19 protein-coding genes are annotated in these 19,942 nt (G+C 51.8%); 12 read left to right on the top strand and 7 right to left on the bottom strand.

Annotated elements, in window-relative coordinates:
* Nucleotides 1–238: 238 nt before the first annotated feature.
* The 4 genes from BZG79_RS03655 to hemC are packed head-to-tail and all read right to left on the bottom strand — an operon-like array spanning nt 239 to nt 4,257.
* Complete coding sequence (locus BZG79_RS03655) at nt 239–1,435, bottom strand: heme biosynthesis HemY N-terminal domain-containing protein (protein WP_077577296.1); 1,197 nt, start codon at nt 1,433–1,435, stop codon at nt 239–241.
* Nucleotides 1,432–2,568 (bottom strand): uroporphyrinogen-III C-methyltransferase, encoded by a 1,137-nt coding sequence (locus BZG79_RS03650; RefSeq protein ID WP_077577295.1) that lies wholly within the window; start codon nt 2,566–2,568, stop codon nt 1,432–1,434. Before BZG79_RS03650 ends, BZG79_RS03655 begins: the two co-directional genes overlap by 4 nt.
* Nucleotides 2,561–3,325 (bottom strand): uroporphyrinogen-III synthase, encoded by a 765-nt coding sequence (locus BZG79_RS03645; RefSeq protein ID WP_077661534.1) that lies wholly within the window; start codon nt 3,323–3,325, stop codon nt 2,561–2,563. Before BZG79_RS03645 ends, BZG79_RS03650 begins: the two co-directional genes overlap by 8 nt.
* Nucleotides 3,322–4,257 carry a hydroxymethylbilane synthase gene (hemC, locus tag BZG79_RS03640; protein ID WP_077773744.1) on the bottom strand — a complete coding sequence of 312 codons (936 nt, stop codon included), beginning with the start codon at nt 4,255–4,257 and terminating at the stop codon, nt 3,322–3,324. The genes BZG79_RS03645 and hemC overlap by 4 nt, the downstream gene beginning before the upstream one ends.
* A gap of 389 nt (nt 4,258–4,646) precedes the next feature.
* Between hemC and BZG79_RS03635 the strand changes: the two genes are divergently transcribed.
* Nucleotides 4,647–7,232, top strand: a complete 2,586-nt coding sequence (locus BZG79_RS03635; RefSeq protein WP_077461694.1) for a class I adenylate cyclase — start codon at nt 4,647–4,649, stop codon at nt 7,230–7,232.
* A gap of 55 nt (nt 7,233–7,287) precedes the next feature.
* On the opposite strand, the gene cyaY is transcribed toward BZG79_RS03635, so the two are convergent.
* Nucleotides 7,288–7,599, bottom strand: coding sequence for an iron donor protein CyaY (cyaY, locus tag BZG79_RS03630; protein WP_021022161.1), 312 nt, complete (start codon nt 7,597–7,599; stop codon nt 7,288–7,290).
* 77 nt (nt 7,600–7,676) lie between these two features.
* Between cyaY and BZG79_RS16600 the strand changes: the two genes are divergently transcribed.
* From BZG79_RS16600 to uvrD, 7 genes are all read left to right on the top strand, one after another.
* Nucleotides 7,677–7,787, top strand: coding sequence for a lipoprotein (locus BZG79_RS16600; RefSeq protein ID WP_236719551.1), 111 nt, complete (start codon nt 7,677–7,679; stop codon nt 7,785–7,787).
* A gap of 24 nt (nt 7,788–7,811) precedes the next feature.
* On the top strand, nt 7,812–9,065 hold the full coding sequence (gene lysA / locus BZG79_RS03625) for a diaminopimelate decarboxylase (protein ID WP_077773742.1): 1,254 nt from the start codon (nt 7,812–7,814) through the stop codon (nt 9,063–9,065).
* Between the two features lie 8 nt (nt 9,066–9,073).
* Nucleotides 9,074–9,904 carry a diaminopimelate epimerase gene (gene dapF / locus BZG79_RS03620; protein ID WP_021022159.1) on the top strand — a complete coding sequence of 277 codons (831 nt, stop codon included), beginning with the start codon at nt 9,074–9,076 and terminating at the stop codon, nt 9,902–9,904.
* Nucleotides 9,901–10,593 carry a DUF484 family protein gene (locus tag BZG79_RS03615; RefSeq protein ID WP_077773741.1) on the top strand — a complete coding sequence of 231 codons (693 nt, stop codon included), beginning with the start codon at nt 9,901–9,903 and terminating at the stop codon, nt 10,591–10,593. Before dapF ends, BZG79_RS03615 begins: the two co-directional genes overlap by 4 nt.
* Nucleotides 10,590–11,552 (top strand): tyrosine recombinase XerC, encoded by a 963-nt coding sequence (gene xerC, locus BZG79_RS03610; RefSeq protein ID WP_021022157.1) that lies wholly within the window; start codon nt 10,590–10,592, stop codon nt 11,550–11,552. The genes BZG79_RS03615 and xerC overlap by 4 nt, the downstream gene beginning before the upstream one ends.
* A gap of 1 nt (nt 11,553) precedes the next feature.
* Nucleotides 11,554–12,282: an HAD-IA family hydrolase gene (locus BZG79_RS03605; RefSeq protein ID WP_158011547.1), complete on the top strand. Its 729-nt coding sequence runs from the start codon at nt 11,554–11,556 to the stop codon at nt 12,280–12,282.
* A 188-nt stretch (nt 12,283–12,470) separates the two neighbouring features.
* Nucleotides 12,471–14,651 (top strand): DNA helicase II, encoded by a 2,181-nt coding sequence (gene uvrD / locus BZG79_RS03600; protein WP_077773740.1) that lies wholly within the window; start codon nt 12,471–12,473, stop codon nt 14,649–14,651.
* Between the two features lie 96 nt (nt 14,652–14,747).
* On the opposite strand, the gene BZG79_RS03595 is transcribed toward uvrD, so the two are convergent.
* Both BZG79_RS03595 and rarD read right to left on the bottom strand, forming a co-directional pair.
* Complete coding sequence (locus BZG79_RS03595; protein ID WP_077773739.1) at nt 14,748–15,392, bottom strand: LysE family translocator; 645 nt, start codon at nt 15,390–15,392, stop codon at nt 14,748–14,750.
* Nucleotides 15,389–16,324 carry an EamA family transporter RarD gene (gene rarD / locus BZG79_RS03590; protein WP_199877525.1) on the bottom strand — a complete coding sequence of 312 codons (936 nt, stop codon included), beginning with the start codon at nt 16,322–16,324 and terminating at the stop codon, nt 15,389–15,391. The genes BZG79_RS03595 and rarD overlap by 4 nt, the downstream gene beginning before the upstream one ends.
* A gap of 168 nt (nt 16,325–16,492) precedes the next feature.
* On the opposite strand from rarD, the gene recQ reads away from it, so the two are divergent.
* From recQ to BZG79_RS03570, 4 genes are all read left to right on the top strand, one after another.
* Nucleotides 16,493–18,373 (top strand): ATP-dependent DNA helicase RecQ, encoded by a 1,881-nt coding sequence (gene recQ / locus BZG79_RS03585; protein ID WP_077773738.1) that lies wholly within the window; start codon nt 16,493–16,495, stop codon nt 18,371–18,373.
* Nucleotides 18,360–18,662 (top strand): DUF3630 family protein, encoded by a 303-nt coding sequence (locus tag BZG79_RS03580; protein WP_077461686.1) that lies wholly within the window; start codon nt 18,360–18,362, stop codon nt 18,660–18,662. Before recQ ends, BZG79_RS03580 begins: the two co-directional genes overlap by 14 nt.
* Nucleotides 18,663–18,774: 112 nt before the next feature.
* Nucleotides 18,775–19,443, top strand: a complete 669-nt coding sequence (locus BZG79_RS03575; RefSeq protein ID WP_077773737.1) for a 7-cyano-7-deazaguanine/7-aminomethyl-7-deazaguanine transporter — start codon at nt 18,775–18,777, stop codon at nt 19,441–19,443.
* 60 nt (nt 19,444–19,503) lie between these two features.
* The coding region (locus BZG79_RS03570; protein WP_108743225.1) for a GNAT family N-acetyltransferase at nt 19,504–19,942 on the top strand (439 nt) is incomplete at its 3' end.

The raw sequence follows: 19,942 nt of genomic DNA, 5'->3' as shown, positions 1-19,942 counted from the left end.
GGGTACAAGGCGCCCAGGGTGTTGATGCCAATACGGGCACGGTGGTCACGCGTAATCAAGTGGCAGCGCTCAATGTATTGTGTAAAAAAGGATAGCGAGTCGGCAAACTGGGGTTAGCTTTGATAGTAAGGTTAACCACAGAAGCAGTAAGGTTAACCACAGAAGCGATACGTGATGGCATCGCATCGACAAAAACGCCCCATTTTATGATGGGGCGTTTTTGTTACTGTCAGGCGTATTATGCTGCGGGCGGACGCTCGGGCAGTGCCATTTTTAAGGCGGTGCGCGAGATATCGCTGGCCGCTTGTCCTTGGTTGAGTTTATCTAACACATCGGCAAGGTAGGCATAATCACTGACATCAGTACGGTATTCGAGTGCTTGCTCAAAGTGGCTGCGCGCATCTTGCCATTTGCCTGCTTGCATCAGCAGCTGGCCCAGCGCGCTGTGAACAACTGGATTATGGCTATCGCGGGTTAGCAACTCTTCTAGCATGACCACGGCCGGATAACTGTCGGGTAAGTTGAGCGTAGGGATCAGTGCAATCAAGCGATCATCGGGCCGCTTTTTCAAGGTTTCACGCAATAAGATGTAGGCTTCAGAATCGGCATTTCGCGCCGACAAATGATGCACTAATCCAGCGAGCAGTGCGGGTTGGTTACGTTTGGCCTTCGGCAGTTGGTTCCAATGCGCAAGCAGCCCTTCTGCCCCTTTCTGACTGGCAACATGCGACATAACGCCAAGCTCGGCACGCTCATACAATACGTCAAGTTGTTCACTATTGAGCAGCTGTGCTTTTTTTAGCGTTGGAAGAAGGTTGAGCAACGCTGACCAATCTTCTAATTGGATATAGGTCTCTTTCAACAGGGACAGCATCACAGGGTTGCGTGGGTGTTGGCGTTTTATTGCCCGCAGTGAGGCCAATGCTTGCTCATACTGCCCGCTTTGGCTGTGTAACTGGGCGCGAGTGAGGGCGAGCGCTAAACTGTTGGCATTGATATCAGCGGCGTGTTGTAGGTACTGATCCCGCGCATGTAAATCTTGGCGTTGTTGTGCCGCTTCTGCGGCGGCGAGCAAGTTGTGCATGGGAGCATCACTATGTGAGCGCGCTTTAGCGAGGAGCTTTTCCGCCTTTTTCCACTCGCCCTCGCGTAATTTCATTAAGCCAGTCTGGGTCTGCTGGCGAGCTTTACGCTGTTTCCGGCCGGATAACCAACCACTGGCAGTACTGCTCATCGAAAAGAGTTTTCTTAGCACCCACTCTAGGGCCCAGAGCACTGCAATGAGCGCGGCGATGAGCACTAAGAGGGTTGTAACGCTCATTTCAATGGTTTGCTGGGCCGCTGAAATGAGCACGTAGCCTTGGTGACCAGCCAGTTGTGGGCCAACCACCAAGCCTGCCGCCAAAACGAGGACAAGTAACAGCAGTCGTATCATGATTGGCCTCCTGTTAGCGGTGCAATATCTCGGCGCAATCGGGTATCAATCTCATCACTGACGAGCGTTTGGCTGCTGAGCTTTTGCGGAAGGTCGACCCCAATACGCTGTTCGTTCAGGGCGTTGAGTTGCTCAACAAAACGGCGGGTGGCGTTAGCATCCTGATTATAAAAGCGCAGCGCCCAGTCTTGGGCCATGCCAAGTGCTTCATGATAGAGGGTGTCATTCCCTTGATAGACAGCCCGCATGGCTTGATCGAGCTTGTTTTTTAGGTTCTCTTGCAAATAATAGCTTTGTGTCGGCGAGAGCAGTGGCACCACATTACCGTCGCGTTTGCGGTAGGTAATGAAATCATCAACAAATCCTTTCAGTGAGGTGGTCAGGTTTGCTTGCCAATCGTTGATCGACTCGCTCACCACCGGAGCTTGCGTTTCCTCTGCCTCAGGGATCACCGCGCTGGCAAGGGGTAAGTCCTCGACTTGTCGTTGCATGCTCGTTAAGCGCAACACTATGCCATCTTTATCCACCCGCTTGACCGCTTTTAAAGCCGTTATATCGTCAGCTAACGCTTGGCGAATCGGTACCAACGACGGGTCGTTGAGCTGGGCAATGCGATGATCTGCTGCTTCCATCAGCGCTGTGGCGCTTTGCGCATCGTGCTCAAGCCACACTTTGCGCCCTGCCATACGAATTAAATAATCCGCTTCCGCAAGTAACCAATCGTTAGGTCGGCGGCCTTTCACATCGGCCATTGCCTTTTGCAGACTCTTCAGGCTGCTATCTTGTTGATTAAGTCGTGTTGTAGTGGCGTCCTCAAGTTGCTCTCTCGCTTTTTCAGCGGCTTTTTGTTGCTGGCTAAGGGATTGTTCAAGGTTAGCAATTTTAGATTGTTGCGCCGATACTGTGTTTTGTAAAACAGTCGCTTGCTGGTGCCCATGATAGAACACCCATCCACTCGAGCCGAGTGCTATCGCGATGGCAATCGCGCCAAGAACAATACCGCCACGTCCTCCTGATGATGCGCTTTTTTTTGCTGTTTTCCCTGATGAGGAGGCATCCGTGGCGTGTGTCTTGGGTGACGAGGGCGTCGTAGCCTTGTTTGATTTGGTGTCGGTGTTTTTGTTGTCAGTCATCCGAAAGTCCCGTTTTACTTAACCTGAGCAGCGTGTGAACTAGGGCTGAATTGGCCACGCTGTCAACGGTCGTAATCGTGTCAAAATCGAGCCCTGTGGCTTGATCTTGAATCCTTTTACTGGGCACCAGTATACGGCATTGGCGCAGCCAGTGCTGTCCGCTTAATGTGATAAGTTGATCAAAGTAGGCTAATTGTTGGCCACTGGTGATCACCACGGTGTCGATAGTGTCTTTAGGCCAGCTTACTACTTGCGATACTAAAGGCTCAATGGCCCATTGTCGCCGATAGGTCTCGCAATAGTGAACTTGCGCGCCTTGATCGCTGAGTGTTTTTGCCATCATATCGCGGCCACTGTCACCGCGAAGAATCACCACCTGCGCCCCCTTCACCGCCATAAATGGAGCCAGTGCTAGCATGCCCTCACTGTCTTCGCGGACCGGGTATTGGACAGGCTGGCCGCAGACGGCTTGCCACTCATGAGCAGTGCGTTGCCCGACGGCAACATAATGACAATCACTGGGCCAGGCCATCTCCTGGCGTTGCAATGCCTGATGCGCAAAGGCCACGGCGCGTGGGCTCACTGCGACCAAGATGCTGTCGGCGGGCAGTGAGCCGAGCAAGGTGGCGAAGGTTGGTAAGTCTCGCCCCGGCGCAAAACTGAGTAGCGGGCAGGCGATCGCCGCCAGCCCTTGTCGGGTAAGCTGATCGACTAACTCACTACAGTCTGGCTCGGGGCGAACGATAACCGTGGTCATGCGTCGTCTTGATAAAGTTTATCCAGAATTTGGCGCGCACCTTGAGCGAGAAGCTGCTCGGCTAAATCTGTCCCTAGTGCTTCCCCTTTCTCTAATGGGCCGGTGATTTCGGCACGTAAGATGGTCGAGCCATCCGGTTCGCCCACTAAGGCGCGCAACCAAATTTTGTCGCCTTGAATTTCCGAATAGCTGCCAATAGGCACTTGGCATCCGCCTTCAAGACGATTATTCATCGCGCGTTCACAAAGTACACGTTGTGTGGTGCTGGCATCAGAAAGGGGGGCCAATAAGGTCCGAATACGTTCATCATCCAATCGACACTCGATACCCACGGCACCTTGCCCAACCGCCGGCAAGATGACTTCTGGTGGAATTTCATTACGTATGCGTTCATGTAAACCTAACCGTTTTAACCCAGCGGCGGCGAGAACGATCGCATCATACTGACCATCATCCAATTTCCCTAGGCGGGTGCCGACATTGCCGCGTAAGGTATTAATGATCAGATCCGGGCGACGTTCACGTAGTTGTGATTCGCGGCGCAGGCTAGACGTGCCGACGACAGCCCCTTCGGGTAAATCATCAATGCTGTTGTAATGGTTAGAGACGAAAGCATCGCGTGGGTCACCGCGCTCACAGATGGTGACCAATCCCAGCCCTTCTGGAAACTCAACCGGGACATCTTTCATCGAGTGCACGGCAATATCCGCGCGGCCGTCAAGCATTGCTTGTTCAAGCTCTTTAATAAACAAGCCTTTACCACCGATTTTAGCGAGGGGCGTGTCCAGAATCACGTCACCTTTAGTGACCATAGGCACGAGCTCGACGGTCAAGCCAGGATGGGAAGCTTCGAGTGCTTCTTTAACAAAWTCCGCTTGCCAGAGCGCCAAAGGACTTTTGCGTGTGGCAATGCGCACGGGTGTTGAGTACATGGTGTTGCTTCCTTCTTGATTCATAACCACCATCGTATCATTGCCATTGGGTGGCTCGTAATAGTCGTCAATCGCTTTCGAGATTTATGATGGGCTTATCGTCATATAGGTGAAAAAATGTGATCGATAGCGTATTATTTACGCAAATAGTGAGATCGTTGGGCGGCACAAAGTGAAAGTTACGACTAAGGTAGTAGAGCGTAAAAGTTGATATTGGTCTCAAAAAGCGCCTATAGTGCGTCACGAATCTCACCACACAGGCATCGGGGTTATTGACTTTACCCGAGTTGTCGAGAGTGTTACATTGATCACGTTTTGTTATCTGCAATTGGGCGGATACGGTGAAGACAGTAACGTCGACCTGTTGACCAGGATGTCAACGAATCTGGATGATTGCCTTGCAAACATACGTACAACAGCAAACTGAGCGCATAGAGGCGTTTAACCGCGTGAGAATGGATCGCGCGCGGTCAGCAATGAGTCGTCAAGCTCAAGCCATTTTTGATGTGCTGCCAGTGCTTTTACATCTCAACCACCCCGCATTGCCCGGGTTTTGTGGCGACAGTGTGCCTTTTGGTATCGCTGATTATCAGCTTGACGAGACACAACGTGAGTTTGTCTCTGACTGCCTGATCCACTCAAAGACGCGCTTCTCCTCTTTAACTGCATGCGTTGATGAACGTCGTCGTCATCCGATTAAAGGCATGTATACCATGGGCAGTACCGGCTCGATGGGACAAAGCCTCACCAGTGATCTGGATATCTGGGTATGCATTGATGCTGCCGTCACCACCGCCCAGCGTGATAAACTCGATGCCAAGTGCATGGCGATTTCCGAATGGGCGCTAAACCAAGGGGTTGAAGCCAACTTCTTTTTAGTGTGTGAAGGGCGGTTCCGCCATCACCTCAGCCAAACCATGACCAGTGATAACTGTGGTACCAGTCAGCACTTTTTGTTGCTTGATGAATTTTATCGTTCGTCAATGCGTGTTGCGGGGCAAAAGCTGCTTTGGTACATGGTCCCGCCAGAAATGGAAGACTGTTACGACGACTATGTCGATACCTTGGTGGCAGACCATGGTCTTGACCGACGTGATTGGGTCGATTTTGGTGGCCTGCCGACCATCCCGGCGGAAGAATACTTCGGCTCGAGCTTGTGGCAGCTTTATAAAAGTATCGATTCACCGTATAAATCGGTACTCAAAGCGATATTACTTGAAGCGTACTCGTGGCAGTACCCTGGCACCCAACTACTAAGTGTTGATGGTAAGCGCCGCTTTTATGCCGGCTGGGTTGATGTATACCAGTCCGATGCGTATTACCTGATGTTGGAAAAAGTGACGCGCTACCTCGAGTCAATTGGCGACGCCCGCCGCTTAGACCTTGTCCGTCGCTGTTTTTATCTCAAAACCCATGAAAAATTAACGCAGTCACCGTCGACCGGCTCAGTGGCATGGCGGCGTGACGTGCTGCGTCTATTGGCTCATGAGTGGGGCTGGGACGAGCAGGCGTTGACGTATCTGGATAACCGCCGTCACTGGAAAGTTGAGGAAGTGCAGTACGCACACAACGAGCTGCTTGATGCGTTAATGCAAAGCTATCGTAATTTGATTCGCTTTGCGCGCCGCAATGACATCACCTCGGCGATCAGCCCGCAAGATATTAGTACGTTAGCGCGTAAGCTTTATGCCGCGTTTGAAGAGCTACCGGGTAAAGTGACCTTGCTGAATCCGCAGATTTCACCGGATCTGCACGAGCCAAACCTGACCTTGATTCAAGTGCCCGAAGGGCGAACGAATCGACCGGGATGGTATTTATATAAACATTCCCTGGATCCGGTTGACATCATCGGTCGTGCGCCACTGGAGCATAACAGCTATCTGTCTAAGCTGATCGCTTGGGCGTTTTTTAATGGTTTACTGACCGAGTCGACGCATTTGCACACCGTAGTACGTGATGCAGACGTTGATATTGATACCCTGTATCAATTGGTCAGTGACATTCGCAACACCTTCTCTCTGCGGCCGCCACGCCCAACCTTGGACGCGTTATCAAGCCCCTGTGAAATTCGTCAGCTCGCCTTGTTTATTAACTTAGAGCAAGACCCGACGTCGGCGTATAAAAAACCATCGATGCGGTTTGATTTTAAAAATAGCGATATCTTTAGCTATGGCCCCGAGCAAACCTGCCTGGTGGGCAGTGTTGATTTGGTCTATCGCAACTCGTGGAATGAGGTCCGGACACTCAACTATCGCGGTGATGATGCGATTCTTGAAGCGCTGAAAACCATGTTAGGAAAAATGCACCAAGATGCGGTGCCACCTGAATCGGTCGATGTGTTCTGCTATTCGAGTAAAATGCGCGGCCTGATCCGCAACTTGGTCTACCAACTGGTGGCGGAATGCATTGAACTTAGGCTAAAACCGGTTGAAAAGGAAAAACGGCGTCGATTCAAAGCGTTGCGTATTGGATCGCAAACGCACGGCTTGTTCTTTGAACGTCGTGGCGTGTCCGTGCAACGTTTAGAAAATTCGGTCGATTTTTATCGCTGCATTTCCACGAATAAAGTGAATGGCACGCCGGTGATGGTGGTGGATAATCCGCAAGATGTGCACCCACCCGCGGTCGTCGATGCCTACGCCAGTGAAGGCTTGGTGCAGTTTTTCTTTGAAGACTGCGCCAATGGCTACAATCTTTATATTCTTGATGAGAGCAATCGCGTTGAAGTGTACCGCCAGTGCAGTGGTGATAAAACAGAGATGGTACAGGGCGTGAACCGTTTTTATACCTCCTCTCACGACCGTTATAGCTACAGTGCTAATTTTATTAACTTTAACTTGCCGCAGTTTTATCAGATTGTCACCGATGATCGCGGTGAGCCACAGGCGTTACCTTTTAAGTGCGATACACAATGGCAGCCGCCTCGCCAACCACCTCACGATGGCTTTAGTGGACAAGTGGCGTCATTTAAATAACCCAGAGAGCGGCTTTTTAGTGCGCTCTCTGGGCATTGTTAGCGCCTGCTTCAGATCACCAAGATACCGGCTCTCCAGCATGCCTGCTGCACTCTTGTTGGACTAAATCCATTAAGATTAAGCCGGTCTTGCTGCACGTCCACTCGCCCTCTTTTAACGCGAAATGAAAACCGCCACCTTTTGACGCGACCCAAATTTCTTGCATCGGCTCTTGACGGTTAATGATGATCTGGCTGCCATCGTCAAATTCGAGTGTCATCACATTGCCGACACTCTCATAATCGATGTCGGCGCCTGAGTCATCGATACCTTCTTCGATGGCCTGCATTTGCAAATCGACTAGCTGATGATATTCCGTTGTATTCATCCCGTTATATCCTATTGCTTTTCATGGTTGTGATGCGATTATAGAGGGCATTGACTCGATAATCACTGGCATTCACTATGCGAAAACTCGTCATTTTATTGATACTCACAGGCATCATGACACTGACCGGCTGTGGCCAACAAGGGCCCCTGCATTATCCGGACGAACAACCGACGCAAAATCAATAACCCACGACAACAGGGACGAACACCTTGGATTACTTTAATTATCAGGACGACGGCCAGCTATGGGCCGAATCATTGCCATTGGCTCAGCTTGCCAACGAGTATGGCACGCCATTATATGTGTACTCGCGCGCGACCTTGGAGCGTCATTGGCATGCTTTTGATTGTGCCGTGGGCGATCATCCACATCTTGTATGCTATGCCGTGAAAGCGAACTCAAATATTGGCGTATTAGATATTCTGGCACGGCAAGGATCGGGTTTTGATATTGTGTCACAAGGTGAATTGGAACGCGTCTTGGTTGCAGGCGGCGATCCGGCGAAGGTCGTATTTTCAGGAGTGGGTAAAACGGCGGTTGAAATGCGGCGAGCGCTGGAAGTGGGGATAAAATGTTTCAATGTCGAATCACACTCTGAGCTTGACCGCCTAAACCAAGTGGCGGGCGAGCTGGGTGTCGAGGCGCCAATCTCTCTGCGCATTAATCCGGATGTTGATGCCAATACGCACCCTTATATTTCCACGGGCCTCAAAGAAAATAAATTTGGCATTGCTTTCGGGGAAGCGCTAAATAGTTTTCGCTATGCTGCCAGTTTGCCCCACCTGAAGGTGGAAGGTATTGATTGCCATATCGGTTCGCAGCTAACGGATCTGACCCCCTTTATTGAGTCCACAGACCGTCTGTTGGCCTTAATTGATACTTTGGCGCAAGAAGGCATTCAGATTCGCCACCTTGATGTTGGTGGCGGCCTCGGGGTGACCTACAGTGATGAAAAACCACCGCAGCCTTCGGAATATGCCAAAGCGCTGCTGGCGCGTTTGGATAAGCATCGCCATCTTGAGCTGATTTTTGAGCCAGGCCGTGCCATTGCTGCTAATGCCGGCGTCTTGCTCACCAAGGTGGAATTTCTTAAACACAGCGAACATAAGAATTTTGCCATTATTGATGCCGGTATGAACGACTTAATTCGTCCTTCCTTGTATCAAGCTTACCAAGAAATTATTCCGGTGGTGCCGCGTCAAGGAGAGCCCAAAACCTACGATTTAGTGGGTCCGRTGTGCGAAACCGGAGATTATTTAGGTAAGAATCGCTCGCTAGTATTAGCCCCAGATGATTTGTTGGCGGTGCGTTCAGCGGGTGCGTATGGCTTTGTGATGGCCTCTAACTATAATTCGCGCTGTCGTCCTGCCGAAATCGTTGTCGATGGTGAACACGCATACTTAGTGCGTGAGCGTGAAAGCTTGGCGTCACTGTGGCAGCTTGAAAAGCGCCTACCAGAATAAGGATTGGCATGCAGATACAGTTTGCAAAAATGCACGGACTGGGCAACGACTTTATGGTGGTTGACTGTGTTACACAAAATGCGTTTTTCTCCCCGGATCTTATCCGGCGTTTAGCCGATCGTCATCGGGGTATCGGCTTTGATCAACTACTGGTGGTGGAGCCGCCTTATGATCCGGAAACCGACTTTCACTATCGGATTTTTAATCCTGATGCGTCTGAAGTTGCCCAATGTGGCAATGGCGCGCGTTGTTTTGCCCGTTTTGTGCGCATGAAAGGGCTCACTAATAAATATCAAGTTAATGTCAGCACCCAAGCGGGAAAAATGCGGCTACATATTGAGAACGACAACCAGGTGCGGGTGAATATGGGCGAGCCTATTTTCACGCCGGGCAAGATCCCGTTTCGGGCTAATTCACAAGAAAAGACCTATTTGATGCGCGTAGCGGAACAGACTTTATTTGTCGGGGCCGTGAGCATGGGAAACCCACATGTCGTCACAGTGGTCGATGATATTGATACGGCGGATGTCGAGACGCTGGGGCCGCTACTTGAAAATCATGAGCGCTTTCCCGAGCGTGTGAATGCCGGCTTTATGCAGATACTTTCTCGTAATGCGATTAAGCTTCGGGTGTATGAGCGCGGCGCCGGAGAGACTCAGGCTTGCGGCAGTGGCGCTTGTGCCGCGGTAGCGGTAGGGATCGATCAAGGGTTGTTGGATGAGCAAGTCACCGTCACGCTACCGGGCGGCGATTTACGGATTTTCTGGCGTGGTCCAGGCCAGCCTTTATCGATGACCGGGCCTGCAACACATGTATATGATGGACAATTGCAATTATGAATCACGGGATAGACGCTACCACATTGGAAACCATGCCGTTGAGCGAGGATACGGTAGCCGAGTATTTAACTGATAATCCTGACTTTTTTTTGCGTCAGCGTGATTTGCTGGCGCGGTTAACCATCCCGCACGCTGAACAAGGGGCAGTCTCCTTGGTCGAAATTCAGCTCAAGCGCTTGCGTGAGCGCGTCGCAGAGTTAGAAGAAGACATTACCCAGCTGATGAGTCTCGGTGCCAAAAACGATCGCTTATTTCGTGCGTTTGCTGAGACGCATCAAGCACTACTTCGCACGAATCAGCCGCACGACGTGCAAAAAATATTACAGACGCTCAGTGCGCAATTACAGCTCAACGTCAGTGTCTGTGTTTATCACGATATTGCGGGGATGACGGCCATTCCTCGTCAAGCGGTGGATCAACTGAAAAACCATCACTTTGCCGGACGCCGTTGCTATTTGGGCCGTTTGCGCCGAGTCGATGCCGAAGTGGTGATGGCACAGCCACCTGAACTGGGGTCATTTGCCTTGGTGCCAATTARAGGTGAGGGCAAAGAGTGGGGACTACTGAGCTTTGCCAGTGCAGATGGGGGGCACTTCCAGCCGGATATGGATACGCTGTTTCTTGAGCAGCTGGCTTCGCATTTAGCCATTTTATGCAGCCAGTGGGCGCAAAAAGGTGAGAGCCAGTGACCGACGAGACACCTCGCGAACCTGCCAGCGCACCGCGCTCACTGACGGTGCCTTTGGACCGTTTTTATCAATATCAGCTGAGCGAGCGTGGTCTCAGTGCGCATACCCAGCGTAATTATCAGCGCCAGTTAGATAAAATTGTCGACTTTCTGACCGCGCGCGGCATCGCTCACTGGACCGATGTTGATGCTGACTGGGTGCGACAAATTTCGAGCCAAGCCAAACGTGATGGGCTGAAACCGGGCAGTATTGCTTTACGTTTGTCCGCGCTGCGTAGCTTTTTCGACTATCTGGTGCAAGACGAACAGCTTGCCGCCAATCCTGCCAAAGGGGTCTCGGCGCCGAAACAAGGTCGTCATCTCCCGAAAAATTTGGATGTGGATGAAATGCATCAGCTGCTCGAAGTGGACGAAGACGATCCTTTGTCGGTGCGTGATCGGGCGATGATGGAACTGATGTATGGCGCGGGGCTACGTTTGGCCGAGCTGGTGGATCTTAACGTCCGTGATGTCTCAGTACGCAAAGGGGATTTACGTGTCATCGGTAAAGGAGAAAAAGAGCGCATTGTGCCTTTTTCCGGCATGGCAAAAACCTGGGTGATGAACTGGCTCAAAGTCCGTAATCAGCTCCTCAAAGGCCCAGAAGACGCGCTGTTTATTTCTAAGCTCGGCCAGCGTATCTCGCATCGGAGCGTGCAAAAACGCATGGCAGAGTGGGGACAAAAGCAGTCGGTCAATAGTCATATTAATCCCCATAAATTGCGCCACAGTTTTGCCACCCATATGTTGGAATCTTCGGGGGATCTGCGTGCAGTGCAAGAGCTACTCGGCCATGCCGATTTGAGCACCACACAAATTTATACCCACTTAGATTTTCAACACTTGGCGAAAGTGTACGATGCCGCGCATCCCAGAGCGCGCAAATCAGGTCCAGATAAAAAACCGAACTCGGAGTCGTGATATGAAATTTTATCGTCGCTTACAGGCGTTTGATGCGATGAGTTTTGACTTGGATGACACCTTGTACGATAACTGGCCGGTGATCGCACGCGCCGAGGCGGCGTTAACTGACTATTTGCGCGAGCATTGTCCGCCAATTGCGGCGCTTGATAACGCGACGATGGCGGGGTTTCGTCGCCAAGCGCGTGACCAGAACCCAGCACAACGCTTTGATGTGACCGCGATGCGGGTTGCCCAGCTGACGCTTGCCGGTGAGCATGTTGGCTTCACGGCCGAGCAAGCGCGCGTCCAAGCCCAAGCGGCTACGACCTTCTTCTGCGGTTATCGCAGTGATTTTACTCCGCCGGCACAAAGTTTGGCTTACTTAAAAGCCTGGTCCGAGACGCTGCCATTGGTGGCGATCACCAATGGCAACGTCGACACCGATGCGATTGGAATGACGCCGTTTTTCCAGCATATTTTCCGTGCCGGTGAACACGGCGCGGCCAAGCCAAGCCCTGAGATGTTTGCTCAAGCCGCGCAGGCCTTGGGCCTCGCCCCAGCGCGCATTCTACATGTCGGCGATCATTTAAGCTCGGATGTTGCCGGCGCGCGTCAAGCGGGCATGCAAGCATGCTGGATTCGCCCAGAGCGGCAATCACCCATGATGCACAAAGGGCGCACCTTGCCGGATGTGGCGATCGATGATTTATCTGAGCTCGATAGCTTAATTCAGCAGTGGCACCGTTAGGCCGCGATACTGCTATGCGATATTACGCATACTACCGGTATTACTCATAGCTCAGATATTACTCATAGTACTGATATTTCCACCATTCACTCGGTTGAAGCGCTGATCGTTATCGGGCGCGCAATTTAGCGCTGAGCTGGTATAATCGCCAACCAGTGTATAAATACCCAGTAAAATGGCAGGTGGCGATGGACGTATCAACTCTTCTTGACGGACTCAACGACAAACAGCGTGACGCCGTGGCCGCGCCGCTTGGCAACCATTTAGTGCTTGCCGGGGCCGGTAGTGGTAAAACACGGGTGCTGGTTCATCGTATGGCTTGGCTAATGCGGGTGGAAGAGGCGTCGCCGTTCTCAGTGATGGCGGTGACCTTCACCAACAAAGCAGCAGCCGAAATGCGTGGCCGTATTGAGCAATTGATGCAAGGCACCGCCTCGGGCATGTGGTGTGGCACCTTCCACGGCATTTGCCATCGTATTCTCCGTGCCCACTATTTGGATGCCAACCTGCCACAAGACTTCCAAATTCTTGACTCAGACGATCAGCAGCGCTTGCTACGCCGGTTAATTAAAGCGCAAAACTTGGATGAAAAACACTGGCCCGCCAAGCAAGCGAGTTGGTACATCAATGGCAAAAAAGATGAAGGCTTGCGTCCCAAGCACATTGATACCCGCCATGATCCGGTTGAAAGCACTTGGCTACGGATTTATCAGGCGTATCAAGAAGCCTGTGATCGCGCCGGTTTGGTGGATTTTGCCGAGATCTTGCTGCGAACCTTAGAGTTATTGCGCGATAAAGCGGTGATCCGTGATCATTACCAAGCACGTTTCCAGCACATTTTGGTGGATGAGTTTCAAGATACCAACAACATCCAATATGCGTGGCTACGCATGATGGCCGGTCAACAGGCTAGAGTGATGATTGTCGGCGATGACGACCAATCCATTTACGGCTGGCGTGGCGCGAAAGTCGAAAATATTCAGCGTTTTCTTGACGATTTCACCACCCCGCAGACTATCCGTTTGGAGCAAAACTACCGCTCGACCAGTACGATTTTGCAAGCGGCGAACACCCTGATTGAAAACAACGCCGACCGGATGGGCAAAAGCCTGTGGACCGAGGGCAAAGAGGGCGAGCCTATTTCGGTGTATGCCGGGTTTAATGAGCTAGATGAAGCGCGCTTTGTCGTCGGGAAAATTAAAACCTGGCAAGACGAAGGGGGCGTACTGAGTGACAGCGCCATTTTATACCGCAACAACGCCCAATCTCGGGTGCTGGAAGAAGCCTTAATTCAAGCTGGTTTGCCTTATCGTATCTACGGTGGCATGCGCTTTTTCGAACGTCAGGAAATCAAAGACGCGCTGGCCTATTTGCGTTTGATGACGAATCGCAATGACGATGCGGCGTTTGAACGGGTGGTGAACACGCCCACTCGGGGGATTGGTGATCGCACTCTTGAGACGCTTCGTGGTGCGGCGCGCGATCGTGGCCAAACCTTGTGGCACACTGCCGAGCAAATTTTGGCCGAAAAAGCGCTGGCAGGGCGTGCGGCCAATGCGTTGGGCCGGTTTATCGAGCTGGTCAATGCGCTAGAAGATGACACCCGTGACATGGCGCTGTATCAACAAACCGATGCCGTGATCCGTCACTCCGGCTTGCGCGCCATGTACGAGCAAGAAAAAGGCGAAAAAGCGCAAGCACGCGTCGATAACTTGGAAGAGTTGGTGACGGCCACGCGCCAATTTACGCCACCCGAAGAGGCGGAAGCGGAAGGGATGACACCGCTGTCGGCATTCTTGGCCCACGCCGCCCTTGAGGCCGGTGAAGGTCAAGCGGACGAGTTTGATGACGCGGTCCAATTGATGACCTTGCACAGTGCCAAAGGTCTCGAGTTCCCCTTAGTTTTTATGGTTGGGGTGGAAGAGGGCATGTTCCCCAGCCAGATGTCAGCCGAAGAAGCGGGCCGCTTAGAAGAAGAGCGTCGCCTTTGCTATGTCGGCATGACGCGAGCGATGGAAAAACTCTATCTTACCTATGCAGAAATGCGCCGTGTGTACGGCAAAGACATGTTCCATAAGATCTCGCGCTTTATACGCGAGCTGCCCGAGGCCTGCTTGGAAGAAGTGCGGATGCGTGCCAATGTCTCACGCCCTGCTGCAAGCGGCGGTCGTTTTTCCAAAACGCAGACTCAGGAGAACTTTAACCAAACCGGGTTTAGTTTGGGTCAGCGGGTTCAACACCCTAAATTTGGTGAAGGCACCATCATCAACTTTGAAGGCAGTGGCGGACAAAGCCGCGTGCAAGTCGCCTTTAATGGGGAAGGGATTAAGTGGTTGGTAACTCAGTACGCCAAACTGGAAGCGCTTTAATCCCCGCTGCTTAACGCTAGAAAACGTAACATACGCCCAGCCTCGGCTGGGCGTATTGGTATTTGCTCCATCGCCTGCATTTTTGCAGCCGCGGCGTTAGCCGAATACGCCGGCTTGCCACACGACCGCGCCACCTAGCAGCAAAAACAACAACGCACACAGGCCATCGATAACTGGGGCGACTTTGGTGAGCACTTGCTGTACGCGACTGCCTGATAGCAGCCAGGCGAGCGAAGAAAACCACCCTAATGAAAGCAGAAACACCACCGCCACGGCCATGGCTTTGCCACTGGCAGACATGCTGGCCGGTACCAAGGTACTCATCAACGAAACAAAAAACACCAAGGCTTTCGGGTTAAAAAGGTTGGTCAGCACCCCTTTCCAAAAGGCCTGTTTTTGGCCGCGTACCGCAGGCGCATCATTGGCTGTTTGCACTGGCGCTGTGGTGGCGGCGAGCAAACCTTTAATGGCGCTAAGGCCTAAATACATCAGTACACTGCCCCCCGCCACCTGTACCCACATAAACAGTTGTGGGTGCTGATGCACCAACAGACTGATGCCGGTAATGCTCAATATTGTGTGTGCCAAAATACTGAGCGATAACCCTAGCGCAATCGCTAAGCCAGTGGCACGGCCATAACGGGTCGCATTTTGGAGCACCAAGGCAAAGTCGGGCCCGGGGCTGAGCAGCGCAATCATATGTACCCCCGCTAGCGTGGCGAGAATAGTCAGCTCGTTCATTCTGGTTTTCCTGTTGATAACGCGGCACGTTTAATGTTGGTGACTTGATGTCGTTTGTTCTGATAGGCATCAACGCTAAATATCGCCAAGGCGGCCCAAATAAAGCCGAACGTCGTGGCCTTGTCGGGGGTGAAAGGTTCGTCATACAAGCCGACGGCGAGTAAAAACATTAAGCTTGGGCCGATGTATTGGAAAAAGCCTAATACCGTTAAAGGTAAGCGGGTGGCGGCGCCGGTAAAGCACAGTAAAGGTATCGTGGTGATCAAGCCGGCAGCGGCCAGTAGCATATTTAGACTGATGGGGTTATCGAGCAGGTTAGCGCTAGGTGTATCGGCAAACTGCCACAGATAAATCAGCGCAACGGGCAAGAGTGTGCAGGTTTCCACAAACAGACCCGGCACCGCCGGTAAGTTGATTTTTTTGCGCAGTAAGCCGTAAATCGCAAAGCTGGTGGCCAGCACCAGGGCAATCCAAGGCAGTGAGCCAAAGGTGATCAGTTGTACTAATACCCCCACCAACGCCAGCGCGGCGGCAAGCCACTGTAGACGGCGAAAACGCTCACCAAGAAAGATCATCCCCAACGCCACGTTCACCAGTGGATTAATGTAGTAGCCAAGGCTGGCATCCAGCATGCGGTTATTGACAATCGCCCAGATAAAAATCAGCCAATTACAGCCAATAAAGCAAGAGGTGAGCATCAACATCAACAGCTTTTTCGGCTCGCGGATAATCGGTTTAAGCTGATAAAAACGACGGGTAAAAAACAGCAGCAATGCCAAAAAGACAAACGACCAAATAATCCGATGCGACAAGATTTCTGGCGCCGGAATATGGTTGACCGTTTTAAAGTATATAGGGGCAATTCCCCACATAATGTAAGCTGCRAGGGCTAATAGCACGCCTTGTCGGGCGCGTTTCGGATCTGGAATCACGGTGTTTTCTCGTTATGGGTATCGATAAGGAATGAACGCGTATTCATGCATGTTGACTAGATGTAACAAGTTGTAAGCACCGGCGCAAGCACCTTTCTTAGTGCTCAGGGTTTCATCAGTCAGAGGGTGTCGGTAGAATGAGCGTCAGTTTGAGTAACGAGCTTGATTATGTCCGCCACCCCCGCTCATGTCGATACACCAACGGCGACCGACGCCGCTACCATTGACCCTGCCACGAGTCCTGCCCACCAGGTACTCAAAGCGGTGTTTGGTTATCATCAATTTCGCGASGGTCAGCAAGCGGTGATTGACGCAGCGATTGCTGGCCGTGATGCCTTGGTGATTATGCCAACCGGAGGCGGGAAATCACTGTGCTATCAGATCCCTGCGTTGGTACGTAATGGTTTGACCGTGGTGATTTCGCCTTTGATCTCGTTGATGAAAGATCAGGTCGATCAGCTCAATGCCAATGGCGTCACGGCGGCTTGCTTAAACTCGGCGATGACCCCCGAGGCGCAAGCGGAGACTTTGCGCACGTTAAATCAGGGAGAGGTGAAGCTACTCTATGTGTCGCCTGAGCGTGCCCTGGGCCGTGATTTTCTTCATCGCTTAAGTGATTGGCAACTTGGATTAGTGGCGGTGGATGAAGCGCACTGTATTTCCCAGTGGGGACATGACTTTCGCCGCGAATATGCCTCTTTGGGTCAGCTGAAACAGCATTTCCCCGATGTGCCGGTGATGGCGCTGACGGCGACCGCTGATGCCACCACGCGCGAGGACATTCTATCTCGCCTTACCCTGAACGATCCGCTAGTGCATCTGGGCAGCTTTGATCGCCCGAATATTCGTTACACGCTATTAGAAAAGCATAAACCCTTAGCGCAATTGGTACATTTTTTAACTGGCCTACGCGGTCAGTCGGGCATTGTGTATTGCAATAGTCGCAAGCGGGTTGAGCAGGTCGCGCAAAAACTGTGCGACAACAATATGCTCGCCGCTGCTTACCATGCAGGGATGACCACTGAGGCGCGCGGATCAGTGCAAGAGGCGTTCCAACGTGATGATGTCAATATTGTGGTGGCAACCGTGGCATTTGGCATGGGGATTAACAAGCCCAATGTTCGCTTTGTGGTGCATTACGATGTGCCGCGCAATATTGAGTCTTACTATCAAGAAACCGGCCGTGCCGGACGAGACGGACTACCGGCTGAAGCGGTGTTGCTGTATGACCCCTCAGATATGGGGTGGCTTCATCGCTGTTTGGAAGAAAAGCCCGAGGGGCCACAAAAGCAGGTCGAAAGCCATAAATTGACTGCGATGGGCGCGTTTGCCGAAGCGCAAACCTGTCGCCGTTTAGTGCTCCTGAACTACTTTGGTGAGAACCGCCAAACCCCGTGTGGCAACTGTGATATTTGTCTCGACCCGCCCACCCATTTTGATGGCACCGAACAAGCACAAAAAGCGCTGTCGTGCGTGTACCGTGTCAACCAAAGCGTCGGGGTCGGGTATGTGGTTGAAGTGCTGCGCGGAATGCAAAATCAGCGCATTAAAGATCATGGTCACGACAAGCTATCGACCTATGGCATCGGGCGAGAGTGGAGTCATGAATACTGGGTGAGCATTRTTCGCCAATTGATCCACCGCGGTTATCTGGTGCAAAACATTGCCCGCAGCTCGGTGTTGCAGTTGACTGAACAAGCGCGGCCACTATTGCGTAGCGAAATGGCGCTTGAATTGGCGGTACCACGTATCGGCCTCAGCCCACGCACCAAAGCCAATAAGCTGAGTCAGCGCCATTACGACAAAAAGCTATTTGCCAAGTTGCGTAAGTTACGTAAAGCGATTGCCGATGAGGAAGATATTCCACCGTATGTGGTGTTTAACGATGCCAGCTTGATGGAAATGGCCGAGATGCTGCCTTCCTCACACGCTGAGCTGTTGGCGGTCAGTGGCGTCGGCCAGCGCAAACTGGAAAAATTCGGCGATGCGTTTTTAGATTTAATTGACGATCACCTTGGCATCAGTGAGTACGGTTATGGTACCGAGTAATTGGCCTTTGATTGAATCAGACTGTGCCTTGGCATTTTCTCAGCCACAGCTTGATGCGGATAATGCCGAGGTTATCTGTCAGCCATTGCTTGACGTGTTACAAGCTCAAGTACTGGAAAGCCAGCAAGACGCCGACATGATGACCTGGCTAATTGACTTTGAAGGCACGCGTCTGATGCTCAAAGCGGCCCATTACACCCAGAGCGTATGGTTGGAGCCATTGGAGAGTGATGGTGATGAAGTGATAGCCTTCTTGCGGCGCTGGTGGATACGTCATCCGCCTCTTTAAATTACACTGGCACCGCCGATTGATTGCTGTATAATTCGCCACCTCGCGCTGCCTGTTGATAGGTAGCTAAGTATTTTGGGTTCCCTCGCCCCCAATAACAAAAAGGTGCACTATGAGCCACTTTTCTCTCGCTCAGCAGCGTAAAGCGCTGAGTTACCTCGTGATATTCCATCTTATCATTATTGCCTCCAGTAATTACTTGGTGCAGATCCCTTTTACCGTTTGGGGCTTCCACACCACCTGGGGAGCGTTTACCTTTCCGTTTATTTTCTTGGCTACCGATCTGACTGTCAGAATTTATGGCCCTGGGTTAGCGCGTCGCATCATTTTATTCGTGATGATGCCAGCTTTGCTGATTTCCTATGTGTTATCCGTCTTGTTTTATCAGGGCAGTTACCAAGGATTCGCGGAACTGAGCACGTTTAATCTCACGGTGGCTCGGATTGCGATTGCCAGCTTTATGGCCTATCTACTGGGTCAGATTTTAGATATTCATGTGTTCAATCGCTTACGCCAACAGCGCCAATGGTGGGTGGCGCCGAGTTGTTCTACCTTGTTTGGTAATGCCTCAGACACGCTCGCCTTTTTTGCGATTGCGTTTTACCAAAGCCAAGATGCCTTTATGGCGGAGCACTGGGTTGAAATTGCCCTGGTCGACTACGCCTTTAAGCTGATTATTAGTTTGGGGCTGTTTATTCCTATGTATGGGGTGTTGCTCAACCTGATTATCCGACGTATCACACAAGTGAGTCCGTCGGGGGCGGTGCAGCAAACGTCCTAATCAGTAGCAGAATAAAGAGTCGCATCGCGGCTCTTTTTTACGTCAATACGAGGAGGTGAGATGGAAATTCGTGCTGGGCACTTAGAGGAGGCGGTAACGGTGCTTAACAGCGTGCCCGAGTTGGATTCAGGTGTATCCTTGGAGCAATGCCACGCGCGATTAGCCGGACGCACGGCATTGATACTCGTCGCGTATCAAAACGGTGAGCCTGTGGGGGCGAAAATAGGCTATGCCACCAGTGAGACGCAGTTTTATAGCTGGCTGGGCGGGGTGACCAAAGCGGCGCGAGGTCAAGGGGTAGCGAAAGCGCTGCTACAGGCTCAAGAAGCGTGGGTAGCGGCTTCTGGCTATCAAACACTTGCGGTCAAATCACGCAACCGCTTTACCGCGATGATGTGCATGCTGGTGCGTCATGGCTATCAGATGGTGGCGTTGGAGCAAAAAGGTCAGCCTGCCGATTATCGCCTCTATTTTGAGAAGCAGATCAATAAATGTACAG

Origin of the sequence: Salinivibrio sp. MA427 (assembly GCF_001996115.1) — a bacterium.
Lineage (GTDB): Bacteria > Pseudomonadota > Gammaproteobacteria > Enterobacterales > Vibrionaceae > Salinivibrio > Salinivibrio costicola.
Note: the sequence above shows the minus strand (reverse complement) of the source record. Positions and strands in the feature narration are given on the sequence as shown.